The organism is Streptomyces sp. NPDC006314, from assembly GCF_040613075.1.
GTDB lineage: Bacteria > Actinomycetota > Actinomycetes > Streptomycetales > Streptomycetaceae > Streptomyces.
Window position 1 is genome coordinate 38,012 of record NZ_JBEXRL010000007.1, and the last position, 12,574, is coordinate 50,585.

Genomic DNA, 12,574 nt, shown 5'->3' on the forward strand with positions numbered 1-12,574 from the left:
GCGGTGCGCCGGTGACGGTACCGGCGGGGGTCGTGGTGCCGTGGACTCATGGTGTTCCCACCGGGAGTCGCACAGCCAGGCGTTGCCTGCCGGGTGCCACCACCGGCTGCCGGCGCCCTGGGGTTTGCTGGAGGTGGCGATCGTCCGGCCGGCGTTCTTGCCGTTGGCGTTGCGGTAGCGGTTGCGGGAGTCCTTGAAGAGCCTCCTGGGGGGTCGGTCCAGGAGAGGGGCTGAGCGACGCAGTGGTCGGTGAAGGCGTCGAAGCAGGAGGCAGGCCGACCCGGTCGGGACATGCGGATGCCCCGCGCGGGGCGGGGCATCCGGTGGTGCTGGTGTGCGCTGCCGTCCGTCAGTGGCGGGCGGCCGGCGTGTTGGCGGCGGTGACGTTGACCGCGGACCACGCCTTGTTCACCGTCTTGTACTCGGTGCTGTTCGCGCCGTACAGGTCCTTGGCCGCCTTCAGGGTCGCGATGCGCGCCTGGTGGAAGTCGGTCGTGGAGACCATGTAGCGGGTGAGCGCGCGGTAGAAGATGGCGGTGGCCTTGCTCCGGCCGATGCCCTTGACCGCGATGTTGTGGTAGGTCGGCGAGTTGTAGGTGACGCTGCCGATCTTCTTCTTGCCGCTGCCCTCGGCGAGGAGGTAGTAGGCGTGGGAGGAGACGCCGGAACCGGCGTGCACCTCGGTGCCGTACACCTCCGGCGACCAGTAGTCGATGGTGCCCTCGAGCTTGTCCAGCGACGGGTGGTCGAGGCGGCGCAGGAACTTCTGGGCGAGGCCCAGCTTCTCGCCGACGAGGTAGTCCGGGGTGTCCTTCGCGTTCTTGGCGTAGAACTCGACGTTCGAGCCGAAGATGTCCGCGAGCGACTCGTTCAGCGAGCCCGGCTCGCCGTACTGGTTCCCGGCGGAGTCGACGAAGGTCGGCTGCAGGTTCGCGGTCGCCTCCACCACGCCGTGGGTCAGCTCGTGACCGGTGACGTCGAGGACGACGAGCGGCTTCTTGAACATCTGGCCGTCGCCGTCGCCGTACAGCATGCAGTTACAGGTCGGGTCCCAGAAGGCGTTGGCGACCTTCTTGCCCCAGTGGACCATCGCCCGGGCGGCCTTGCTGTTGCCCGCGATGCCCTTGCGCTTGAAGGTGTTCTTGTAGAAGTCCAGCGTCTTGGTGACGCCGTACTGGGCGTCGGCGGCGGCGCTGGCCCGGCTGGTGGTCTTGCCGTTGCCCCACACGTTGGTCGTGTTGGTGAACTTCGTACCGGCGCTGAACTTCTCCGTGTACGAGCCCTTGGCGTCCCGCGTCTCGGTGCCGTACCGGGTCGGGTCCTTGAGCTGGTAGTGGCCGCGCGAGGTCTGCGTCGTGGTGAGGCCGACGGTGCCCACGAAGAGGGTCTTGCCGGTGCCCTTGGCGGTGGCCGGGTAGCGCGTGGCGCCGGAGACGCCCGAGCCCAGCAGCCCCGCCGGGGCGGGAGAGCCGACACCGGTCTCCGGGTCGGCGCTCTCGCCGCGCTCGCGCAGGGTCTCGAGCAGCTTCGGCGACAGGAACTCGTCGCTGACGGGGGTGTTGCTGCGCACCTTGCCGGTGACGGCGTCGACGACGACGGTGTGGGCCCCGCCCTGACCGGTCACGGTCACCTGGTAGGCGAGGGCGGAGGCGCCACCGCGGGCGTCGACGACCAGCTGGGTGCCGCTCGCGTCGCCCTTGGCGGCCTGGGCGGCCTTCGTGGCGGCCTGCTGCGCGGTCAGCTTGGCCTTCGAGGCGGCCGGCTTGACGGTGTGGTCGGCCGCGCGGGTCACGCCCGTGTAGGCCAGCTTGTGGTCGAGGTGGACGATGAGGTCGCCGCCGAGCACCGGCAGGTTGCCGTGCGTCCGGACGAAACGGACGTGCCGGGCGCCCTCGGGGTCGATCAGGACATCCTGGGCCTGGAGTTCGTCACCCTTGGACACGCCGGTCGCCGAGGCCTGGGCGAAGGCCGCGGTGCGTGCCGCCTCCACCACCGCCGTGGCGCTCGTAGGGACGGACGCGGCGGTCCGCTCCACCCCCGTGGTGGAGGGACCCGCGAAGGCCGTGCCGGCCAGGCCCGTGGCAGCCGTCGTCACCGCGACGGCGACCGCCACGGAGCGTATGTGCGGTCTACGCAATCTGATCAGGGTTCCTTCGTACGCAGGCGGCCGGGATCACCAACCGCCCAAGGACGTGGCGCAGTTGGGCGCCACGGGGACCGGTAGGGCCCCGAGGGTCACCCTTACGGATCAGTCATGTCCACGTAAAGCCGGAATGATCCATTTCGCAAATTTCTATGGCATTCCTTTACGAAAGAGCGCCACAGAGTGATCACGAGTCGACCAACTGTGTGTCGACTGTGGAGACGCCGCCCTGATCGCCTAGGTTCCGAGGTCGGAATGTGACCGATATCGCATCAGGACACGTACGGATGGGAGTGGGTGCCGGATGGTCTCAGCAACGGTGGGCCGGGGTGCGGTCCTCGGAGCGGTCGTACTGTCGCTCCTCGCGGTCCCGGCACGGGCCGCGACCTCGGAGCCGGACACCCCCACGGCAGCGGCGCTTCCGGCGCCCGACACCACGGGCCTGGCCTCGGTGCTGCGCACGGCCCTGAACCAGGGCGCACCGGGCGCGCTGGCCCGGATCGACGACCACGGCAAGACGTACCGGGTCACCAAGGGCGTCTCCGATCGCAGCACCCAGCGGGCCATCGCCACCGGCGACCGGTTCCGCATCGGCAGCGTCACCAAGACCTTCTCGGCCGTGGTCCTGCTGCAACTCGCCGACGAACACCGGCTCGTGCTCGACGCGCCGGTCAACCGCTACCTGCCGGGGCTGCTGCCCGACGACCGGATCACGGTCCGCCAGGTGCTCGGCCACCGCAGCGGTCTGTACGACTACGCCAACGATATGTTCGCCAAGAGCGTCTCCGGCTTCGAGGCGGTGCGCAAGAAGGTCTTCACCTACCGGCAGCTGGTCGAGCTCTCCCTGAAGAAGCCCCGCACCAACGCGCCCGGAGCCGCCTACTCCTACTCCAACACCAACTTCGTCATCGCCGGCCTGCTCATCGAGAAGCTCACGGGGCACTCCGTGAAGGCCGCGTACGAGAATCGCGTCTTCAAGCCGCTGAAGCTGCGCGACACGTTCTACGTCCACCCGGACACCGCGATCCCCGGCCGGTACGCCCGCGGGTACCTCACTCCGGACGCGGCCGGCGCCCAGCTGGTGGACGCGACCGCCCAGACGGTCTCCTGGGCGCAGAGCGCCGGCGCCATCATCTCCAGTGCCAGGGACCTGAACTCCTTCTACTCCGCCCTGTTCGGCGGAAAGCTGCTGTCCCCGGCACGGCTCGCCGAGATGGAGCACTTCACACAGGTCAACAGCACGACGGCCTACGGACTCGGGCTGCGACGCCGCGATCTGTCCTGCGGGGTCTCGGTGTACGGCCACACGGGTGCGGTGCAGGGCTACTACACGTACGCCTTCGCGACGAAGGACGGCAAGCGCAGTCTCACGGCCGTCACCAACACCTCCAACAACGGGAAAGTCCTGAACACGTTGGCGGGGGCGTTGGAGTCGGCGTTCTGCGGGAAGTCGGCGAAGACGCTGCGCGGCTCGGCGGTGGTGGAGCGGAACGGGGACGTCGCTTCGGCGGGCGGGTGACAGGAGTGAGCGCGGTGGCCGGGTGCGGGTGTGGGGAGCTGGTCACGCGGTCCCCCGCACCCCGTACTGGACCCGGCTGTCCGGTGGCGGAACCGGCACGTCCGGCGATCTTGGCGGAATGACATCGTCCGGGACACCATGCCCCGTATGAAGGGTGATCTCTTTTCCAGTCAGCACGTGGTGCAGCCGGCCGTGGAGCCGGGAATGTCCGCGGAGAACGCCAAGTGCCTCAAGTACGCGGTGAACGGCGAGATGCACGCGCGCCAGGGCGCGATGATCGCCTACCGCGGTGACCTCAGGTTCGAGCGCAAGGGGCAGGGCGTCGGCGGCATGCTCAAACGTGCGGTCACCGGTGAGGGACTGCCCCTCATGGCGGTACGCGGGCAGGGCGAGGCCTGGTTCGCGCACGAGGCGCAGAACTGCTTCATCGTCGAAGTCGAGCCCGGCGACCAGTTCACCGTGAACGGCCGCAACGTATTGTGTTTCGACGCCTCGCTGTCGTACGAGATCAGGACGGTGAAGGGGTCGGGCATCGCCGGCGGCGGCCTGTTCAACAGCGTGTTCAGCGGGCAGGGCCGGCTCGGTCTGGTCTGTGAGGGAAACCCGCTGGTCATTCCGGTCTCGGCACAGGCCCCGGTGTACGTCGACACGGACGCGGTGGTGGGCTGGACCGCGCATCTGCAGACCTCGCTGCACCGCTCGCAGTCCCTCGGCTCGATGCTGCGCGGCGGCTCCGGTGAGGCCGTGCAGCTGATGCTCCAGGGCGAGGGGTACGTCGTGGTGCGGCCCAGCGAGGTGACGCCCCAGAAGGCGACGCAGCACTGAACCTTCACAAGTGATCCGTGCCGCGCGGGCAACCCCCGCCGCCGTACCGGCGTCTTGATCCACAACAGACCGAGCCCCGGCCCCTCGGGCCGGGGCGTATTTCCGAGACGCTATACACGACATGTATACACTCCGTGTATAGAAGGGTACGCATGTACGGCAAGGCTTTCGCCCCGGAGTACCAGGGCACCCTGACCACCCTGTCCGTGAACTCCTCGCTGGTCGACGTGCTGGCCGAGGGCACCGAGCGGCTGCGCCAGGCCGAGCGGTCCGGGCGCCCCGGCGAGGCGGCCCGCTGCGGGCTCGCCGTCGCCGAGGCCCACCGGCGGCTCGGCCATGTGCGGGACGCGGACCGGGCCTGGAAGGCGAGTTACCGCGCGGCCCGGGAGGCCGGGGATATGGCGGCCATGGCCTGGGCGCTGTGGAGTGGCGGCACCCTGGCCCGGCAACGCGGGGCGTTCCCGCTGGCCTGGCGGCTGCTGGGGCTCGCGGCCGAGCTGGGCGAGCGCGGCGGGGACGTCGTGGTCCGCGGGTACTCGCTGGCCGGGCTCGCGGAGACCGGCCGCATCCAGGGCGACTACGAGGCGGTCGGCCGGCTGCACGAGCAGTTGCTGGCCGAGGCCCGCAAGCGGGGGGAGGCCCGGCACACGGTGTGGGCCCTGGAGGGCATCGCGCAGATGCACCGCAACACCGGCGACCACGACAAGGCCTACGCCCTGTTCGAGGAGGCCGCGGAGATAGCCCGGCGGGCCGAGGACCGGCGCGGGCACGCCTGGGCGCTGCGCGGACTCGCCGACGTCCTGTCGGTGCGTGACGGCGACACCGAACGGGCGCTGGAGCTGCTGTCCGAGGCGGAGGCCACGTGCCGGGCGATGAACCTCTCCAGCGCGCTCGCCTACAACCACAAGATGCGCGGCAACGTCTACTACCGGGCCGGACGTTACGCCGAGGCGAGGGAACTGTACGAGCTGGCGCTGGAGGAGTTCCGCGCGATGAGCGAGCCGCGCGGTGAGGCGCTGGCCCGGCTGGGCCTGGCCAAGTCGCTGGCCCGCCTCGGCCGGGACCGCGCCGAGACGGCGGCCGAACTCGCCGATCTGGCACGGACGTTGGACCGCAGTGGCCTGAAACACGCGCGGGAGATGGTGACCCGGGCCCAACGGGAGTTCGGTCTCGACACGGAGGTCGTACGGTGACCGCGCCGCCCACGGCGGTACGGGCGGCGCTCTCCGCTCCCGAGACCCTCGCCCGCTGCCGGGATCTGGTGCGGCCCGCGCTGACGGAGGCGGTGGGGCGGCTGCACCCCTGGGTCGCCGAGATGGCCGCGTACTCCTTCGGCTGGTGCGAGGTCGGCGGGGCACCCGCCGCGGCGCCGGGCGGCAAGGGCGTACGGCAGGCGCTGGCGGTGCTCGGCGCCGAAGCGGCGGGCGCCGAGGGAGGGGCCGGCATCCCGGCCGCGGTCGCGGTGGAGCTGGTGCACGCCTTCTCACTGCTGCACGACGACATCATGGACGGCGACGCGACCCGGCGACGCCGCCCCGCCGTGTGGAAGGCGTACGGCACCGGTCCGGCGGTGCTCGCCGGGGACGCTCTGTTCGCGCTGGCGGTGGGCACGCTCGCCGCCGCGCCGCAAGGGGCGGAGGCCGTACGGCTGCTCTCGGCGGCGCTCGCCGACCTGGTCCGCGGGCAGGCCGACGACCTGCTGTTCGCCGCCCGGCCGTGCACCGGCCCGGAGCGGGTGGCACCGGAGGAATACCGGGCGATGGCGGAGGGCAAGACCGGCGCGCTGCTGGGCTGCGCCGCCGCGCTGGGTGCCGCGCTCGGCGGGGCGCCCGAGGCCACGGTCACCACGCTGGACCGGGCCGGACGGCACCTCGGTATCGCCTTCCAGCTGGTCGACGACGTGCTGGGTATCTGGGGGGACCCGGCGGTCACCGGCAAGCCCGTGGGCGGTGATCTGCGGCAAGGCAAGAAGACGTTTCCGGTGCTGGTCGCGCTCGGCTCCCCGGCGGCCCGGCGGCTGCCCGCCCTGCTCGGCTCGCCGGGACGGGCCGAGGAGGCGGCCGTGCTGATCGAGGAGGCGGGCGGTCGTACGGCGGCGCTGGCCGAGGCCCGTGCGCACACGGCCGCCGCGCGGGCCCTGCTCGCTGACGCGCCCCTCGCCGCCGGAGCCGCCGAGGAGTTGCACCGGCTGCTGGACCTCCTGGTGCACCGCATCCTGTAGCCATGCTCCGAAACGGCGTTGACCTCGACTGTCGAGGCAGGTCAAGGTGCGTGAGGCGCGGTCCTCACCCCGCGCCGGAAGGGTGAGGCACCTTGATCGGCATCTCGGACATCGAAGCCGCCGCGCAGCGGATCGCCGGACACATCGTGCGGACGCCGACCGTACCGAGCCCCGGCCTGAGCGCGCTGCTCGGCGTCCCGGTCACCGCCAAGCTCGAACTGCTGCAGCGCACCGGTTCGTTCAAGGCCCGCGGGGCCACGGCGAAGCTGCTGTCGCTGAGCGAGGCCGAGCGGACCGCGGGCGTGGCCGCGGTCAGCGGCGGCAACCACGGGATCGCGCTTGCGGTGATGGCGGCGGCCCTCGACGTGAAGGCGACCGTGGTGATGCCCCGGACCGCGTCCGCGCGCTCCATCCGTCTCGCGCAGGAGGCCGGGGCGTCGGTGCGGCTGACCGACGGCATGGACAACGCGTTTCAGCTGGTGGCACGGCTGCGGGACGAGGGACTGACCCTGGTCCACCCGTTCGACGACCCGGTCGTGATCGCCGGACAGGGCACCGTGGGGCTGGAGTTGGCGGAGGACGTCGAGGGCAGCGCCGAACTGACGGACGTCGTCGTCAGCATCGGCGGCGGTGGCCTGATCGCCGGGATCGCGGCGGCGCTGCGCGTCAAGCGGCCCGGTGTCCGTGTGTGGGGCGTGGAGACCGAGGGCGCCGAGGCGATGTCCGCCGCGCTCGCGGCGGGCGGACCGGTACCGGTGCCGCTGTCGTCCCTGGTCACCACGCTCAGCGCGCCCTCGGTGTCGCAGTTGACGTACGACCATGTGTCGGCGCTGGTCGAGGAGGTCCTGGTGGTCACGGACCGGGACGCCGTGCAGGGCTGCCTGGACCTCGCCGACCACGCCAAGGTGTGGGCCGAGCCGGCCGCGGGCTGCCTGCTGCCCGCGGCCCGGCAGGTGAGGGCCCGCGTCGGCGAGGGCGCCCGGATCGGACTCGTGGTGTGCGGGGGCAATACGGCACCCCGGGAACTCACCGGATGGGCCGACCGCTTCGGCCTGGTGTGACACCGGTCGTGCGCCTTGGCCGCCGCGGGGGATTTACCCTCGGTTACCCGCAGTTCGAAGAGCCGGTGGCGGCGATCAACCCCAACCAGCAAGCCCTTTCGGACGATTGAATAAAAGGCAGGAACGGGCCCGAGTTGAGGATTCTTTGAACGCTCCCCCGCGCGCCCCGCGTACCTCTGGGAAACACCAGGCAGGGGTTGCAGCGAGGGATGACCATGGCCAAGGCGCACGTCTCCGCACACGAGTTGGTGGCCGGGCGGTACCGGCTCCTCGAGGTGTTCGCCCGCGAGACGAACCGCCAGTGGTGGTACGCCGAGGACGTGACGGCGGAGCAGCCCCGGCTGGTGACGCAGACCGCCCTTCCGGAGCCCTCCGCCGACGACAGCGCGCGCCGCGTCACCGCCCGGATCATCCGGGCCTCCGAGACCATGCGGCTGCTGCGCCCCGGCCGGGTCGCCACCGTCGTCGACGCCGTGGTCGAGGCCGGCACCCTGTGGACCGTCACCGAGTGGATCGACGGCAAGCCCCTGAGTGAAGTCCTCGGGCGCGAGGGCTCCTTCCACGCCGTACGGGCGGCGCGGATCGGCCTGGATCTGCTCGATGTGCTGCAGGCCGCGCACGACGAGGGCATCACACACGGGGAGCTGAGCCCCGCCCAGCTCTTCCTGCCGGAGGACGGCCCCGTCGTCGTCACCGGGTTCGGGCTGGCGGGGTCGACCCTCGTCCCACGGCTCACGGCGCCGTCGTACGCCTCGCCGGAGCAGGCTCGCGACGAGCGCATCGGCCCGGCCGCCGACCTGTGGGCGCTGGGCGCCCTGCTCTACACGATGGTCGAGGGCCGGCCGCCGTTCCGTGATCGCGGCCGGGCGGACGCCACCCTCAAGGCCGTGGACCGGCTGCCGCTGCGCACCCCGCTGCGGGCGGGCCCGCTGACCCAGACCGTGCAAGGGCTGCTGCGCAAGAACTCCGTCGAGCGGCTGACCCGGCCGGTGGTCCACGAGGCCCTGACCCGGGCCCTGACCGGGGACACGGACACGGACCGGGAACCGTCCCCCGTGCCCAGGGTGCGCGCCGCGTACCGGGGCGTGCACCTCGCCGGACCGGGGCGGGGCAGACGCGCCCTTGCCGCGGGCACCGTGCTGGCCACGGTCACCGTCACGGCCGCGGTCCTGGCGGCGACCCACCGGCTGCCCGGCACGGACACGGCGGACGGGCCCGGCGCCGCCACCGTCCCGGCCGCCCCGGCCGCCCCCGCCGACCCGTCCGCCGGCGGCGGCACCCCCGCCGGCACCCCCACGCCGACCGCCACCCCCACGCCGACCGCCTCGGCCTCCCCCGTCCTGCCGGCCGGTTACCGGCGCTACACCGCCCCGGAGGGCTTCTCGGTGGCGCTCCCCGACGGCTGGAAACGGCTGACCACCTCCCGTGTGACCGACCTCGCCTACCGCGTCACCTTCGGCGACAGCGGCGACTCCCCCACGCTCGCCGTCACCTACAGCGCACGTGTCGGCCCGGACCCGGTCGCCGTCTGGCGGAACGACGTCGAGCCGGGACTGGCGAAACTGCCCGGCTATCACCGTGTCGGCGAAGTCCGGGCCACCGCCTACCAGGGTCACAAGGCAGCCGACATCGAGTGGCTGGCGGGGTCCGGGGACGCGCGGGTGCACACCTTCGGACGGGGGTTCGTGCTGGGCGGCCGCCGGGGGTTCTCCCTGCGCTTCACCACCCCGGCCGCGACCTGGGACGAAGCGGCCAACCGGCTGGCTCTGAAGACGTTCCTGCAGACGTTCCGTGAGCCGAAGGACTGACCCGGGCCCTTCGGCCGTTTTCTCGCGGCCGCCCCGGGGACTCGCCTCTCATGGTGCGAATCGGATACACGATGATGACCGAGCAAGCCGGTCCCCGGGACCTGGTGGACCACTTGGTGCGGGCCGAGGAGGCCGGGTTCGACTTCTCGGTGACCTCGGACCACTACTTTCCGTGGCTGCGCTCGCAGGGGCACTCCTCGTACGCGTGGAGCGTGCTCGGCGCCGCCGCCCAGGCCACCTCGCGCATCCCCCTGATGACCTACGTCACCTGCCCCATCCTGCGCTACCACCCGGCGATCGTGGCGCAGAAGGCGGCGACGGTGCAGCTGCTGTCGGAGGGCAGGTTCCGGCTCGGCCTCGGCTCCGGCGAGAACCTGAACGAGCACGTCGTGGGCGGCGGCTGGCCGCCCGTGGACGTACGGCACGAGATGCTCGAAGAGGCGGTGCAGATCATCCGCGCGCTGTTCGAGGGTGGCCATGTCACCCACCACGGACAGCACTACGACGTGGAGTCGGCCCGCCTGTGGGACCTCCCGGACGAGGCCCCGCCGATCGGCATCGCCGTCTCGGGCGAGCGGTCCTGCAGGCTGGCCGGCCACCTCGCCGATCTGGTCATCGCGACCGAGCCCAAGGCGGGCCTGCTGGAGGCCTTCGACCGGCACGGCGGCACCGGCAAGCCCCGGGTCGGCCAGCTGCCGGTGTGCTACGACCCGGACCGGGAGACGGCGATCAAGCGCGCCCACTCCCAGTTCCGCTGGTTCGGGCTCGGTTGGAAGGTGAACGCCGAACTGCCGCACCCGGATTCCTTCGAGGCCGCGACGCAGTTCGTGACCCAGGACGACGTCGCCTCCGCCATTCCGTGCGGCGACGACCCCGACGCCTTCGTGGAAGCCGTACGGCCCTACGCGGAGGCCGGTTTCGAGGAGGTCGCCCTCGTGCAGATCGGCGGCGACACGCAGCCGGAGTACCTGGACTGGTCGGCGAAGACCCTGCTGCCGGCCCTGCGGGACGCGTTCGGCTGACGGCCCCTGCCCTTCCGTGGGCATGCCCCGGGGCCCCCAACTCCGGAGCGCAGGGCCGCCCCAGCATGGCCGAGGGGGCCATACAGCGCTGGAGGCCGCCGAGAACCCGGCCGCGCTGTGCGCGGCGATCCTCGCCGACCCCTCCGGCCTCGTTGCGGGGAGCCCCCGGGAATCAATCACTCGTGTGAGCATTCCGGGCTCGATGGGGGTACTAGAGGGCTCTACGCCGATTGTTCCCGGAGGCCCTCGCGTGAACTCGTTCGTGCACAAGACCCTGGTGGTACAGCTCCGCGCGGGAGGTACCGAACGGTGTCCCGTGCTCGCTCATCTCAGCTACGACGCCGAAGACCCGTTCGCCGTCACCGCCGTCTTCGGTCACGACGGCCGTGTGCTGGCCCGCTGGCGGCTGGACAGGGAGATGCTCTCCGACGGCCTGACCAGGCCGGTCGGTGTGGGCGACGTACGGGTGCGGCCCGCCGCCACCGGGATGTGGCACGAGCTGCGCCTGGACTTCCTGGGGGACTACCGGCCCGACGGAAGCCGGCACCACGCGGTGGTGTTCGCCTGGGCACCCGCGATCGCCGCGTTCCTGCGCGAGACCCACCAGATCGTCCCGCCCGGGCACGAACACGTTCCGGTCGACGAGCTGCTGGCGGAGATCCTCTCCGGGGCTGAGTAGCCGTACTCATGCCCACGGCCCTGGCCGACGCCACGATGGGGGCTCCTACGACGCCTTGAGGCAAGGAGCCCCGCCGTGACCGCAGCGCACCCCGCCCCGCTTCCCGTGCCGCGCCGCGTGCCGCCCGCCGTGTTCGCCGGGGCGGTGGCCGTCGGGCTCGCCGTGTCGGCGTGGGGCGTGCGCGACCGCACGACCTGGTTCCTGGAGACCGTGTGGGCGTTGGTGGGCCTGCCCCTGGTGGTGCTGACCCGGCGGCGCTTCCCGCTGACGGGGTTGCTGTGCGGGCTGCTGGCCGTGCACGCACTGGTCCTCGCGGTGGGCGGCCACTACACCTACGCGCAGGTTCCGGTGGGCGACTGGGTGCGCGACTCGTTCGGCCTCGAACGCAACCCGTACGACCGCTTCGGGCACCTCATGCAGGGCTTCGTACCCGCCGTCCTGGTCCGCGAACTGCTCAGCCGTACCTCGCCGCTGCGCGGCAGCCGCTGGCTGGCCCCGCTCACCGTCTGCGCCTGCATGGCCTTCAGCGCCTGCTTCGAACTGCTGGAGTGGCTGGCTGCCGTGATCGGCGGGCAGGGCGCGGACGCGTTCCTCGCCACGCAGGGCGATGTGTGGGACACCCAGTGGGACATGTTCTGCGCCCTGGTCGGGGCCGTGCTCTCCCTGCTGCTGCTCAGCCGGGCCCACGACGGTCAGCTGCGGACGCTGGACCGGCGCCGACGGCCGTCGGCCGGGCGCCGGGATCCGGCCTAGTCGTCCGACCGGGCCGTGTGCCTGCGGCGGGCCCACAGCGGCAGGCCGTACCAGCAGACGAGGTACCAGGCGACGACGGCCGCCACCAGGTACGGCACGTAGCTGTCGTGTGTGGCCACCCGGAGGATCAGCAGCAGGGAGGCCGTCATCGTGGCGAGCAGCAGGACCAGCCCGACGAACGTCATCCTCGACGCCAGCCGCACCGCCTGTGGCTTGACCCGGCGGCCGGAGACCAGCCGGTGCAGGGAGACCGGGCCGATGAGGGCCCCGGTCGCGCAGGCACCGAGGACGACGGTCACGATGTAGATGGCCTGGTCGATGTCGGCGAGCTGGGCGTACTTCGGCTGGAAGACCACCGTCAGCAGGAAGCCGAACAGAATCTGCACGCCCGTCTGGGCCACGCGGACCTCCTGGATGAGTTCACCCCACATCCGGTCGGCCCGCTCCTCCTCGGTCTCGTCACGCCCTCGGCGTCGTCCTTCCTGCGTCATGCGGTTGCGTGTAACCGTCCGGCCGTTCGTTCAAACGGGTGCGTCCCAGCGT

Annotated in this window: 11 protein-coding genes; 9 read left to right on the top strand and 2 right to left on the bottom strand. The window is 71.8% G+C overall.

The features are described from left to right. Nucleotides 1–349: 349 nt before the first annotated feature. Nucleotides 350–2,113, bottom strand: a complete 1,764-nt coding sequence (locus tag ABZ079_RS14715; RefSeq protein WP_356939801.1) for a M4 family metallopeptidase — start codon at nucleotides 2,111–2,113, stop codon at nucleotides 350–352. A gap of 334 nt (nucleotides 2,114–2,447) precedes the next feature. Between ABZ079_RS14715 and ABZ079_RS14720 the strand changes: the two genes are divergently transcribed. The 9 genes from ABZ079_RS14720 to ABZ079_RS14760 all read left to right on the top strand — a co-directional run bounded on the left by ABZ079_RS14720 (nucleotide 2,448) and on the right by ABZ079_RS14760 (nucleotide 12,031). Then, a complete protein-coding gene (locus tag ABZ079_RS14720; RefSeq protein WP_356939802.1) occupies nucleotides 2,448–3,662 on the top strand; it encodes a serine hydrolase domain-containing protein in 1,215 nt (404 codons plus the stop codon). Nucleotides 3,663–3,809: 147 nt separating this feature from the next. After that, nucleotides 3,810–4,487, top strand: coding sequence for an AIM24 family protein (locus tag ABZ079_RS14725; RefSeq protein ID WP_356939803.1), 678 nt, complete (start codon nucleotides 3,810–3,812; stop codon nucleotides 4,485–4,487). Nucleotides 4,488–4,639: 152 nt separating this feature from the next. After that, nucleotides 4,640–5,680 carry a tetratricopeptide repeat protein gene (locus ABZ079_RS14730; protein WP_356939804.1) on the top strand — a complete coding sequence of 347 codons (1,041 nt, stop codon included), beginning with the start codon at nucleotides 4,640–4,642 and terminating at the stop codon, nucleotides 5,678–5,680. Further along, a complete protein-coding gene (locus ABZ079_RS14735) occupies nucleotides 5,677–6,708 on the top strand; it encodes a polyprenyl synthetase family protein (RefSeq protein ID WP_356939805.1) in 1,032 nt (343 codons plus the stop codon). Before ABZ079_RS14730 ends, ABZ079_RS14735 begins: the two co-directional genes overlap by 4 nt. Nucleotides 6,709–6,800: 92 nt before the next feature. Then, nucleotides 6,801–7,769 carry a pyridoxal-phosphate dependent enzyme gene (locus ABZ079_RS14740; protein ID WP_356939806.1) on the top strand — a complete coding sequence of 323 codons (969 nt, stop codon included), beginning with the start codon at nucleotides 6,801–6,803 and terminating at the stop codon, nucleotides 7,767–7,769. 209 nt (nucleotides 7,770–7,978) lie between these two features. Beyond that, nucleotides 7,979–9,577 carry a serine/threonine-protein kinase gene (locus ABZ079_RS14745; RefSeq protein ID WP_356939807.1) on the top strand — a complete coding sequence of 533 codons (1,599 nt, stop codon included), beginning with the start codon at nucleotides 7,979–7,981 and terminating at the stop codon, nucleotides 9,575–9,577. A 50-nt stretch (nucleotides 9,578–9,627) separates the two neighbouring features. Further along, the gene (locus ABZ079_RS14750; protein ID WP_356939808.1) at nucleotides 9,628–10,599 is read left to right on the top strand and encodes an LLM class F420-dependent oxidoreductase; all 972 of its coding nucleotides are present in this window, start codon (nucleotides 9,628–9,630) and stop codon (nucleotides 10,597–10,599) included. Between the two features lie 250 nt (nucleotides 10,600–10,849). Next, nucleotides 10,850–11,278 (top strand): SsgA family sporulation/cell division regulator, encoded by a 429-nt coding sequence (locus tag ABZ079_RS14755; RefSeq protein ID WP_356939809.1) that lies wholly within the window; start codon nucleotides 10,850–10,852, stop codon nucleotides 11,276–11,278. Between the two features lie 117 nt (nucleotides 11,279–11,395). Further along, nucleotides 11,396–12,031: a DUF2238 domain-containing protein gene (locus ABZ079_RS14760; RefSeq protein WP_356940072.1), complete on the top strand. Its 636-nt coding sequence runs from the start codon at nucleotides 11,396–11,398 to the stop codon at nucleotides 12,029–12,031. Here ABZ079_RS14760 and ABZ079_RS14765 read toward each other — a convergent pair. Next, complete coding sequence (locus tag ABZ079_RS14765; protein WP_356939810.1) at nucleotides 12,028–12,522, bottom strand: DUF6328 family protein; 495 nt, start codon at nucleotides 12,520–12,522, stop codon at nucleotides 12,028–12,030. The genes ABZ079_RS14760 and ABZ079_RS14765 overlap by 4 nt on opposite strands. Nucleotides 12,523–12,574 lie beyond the last annotated feature (52 nt).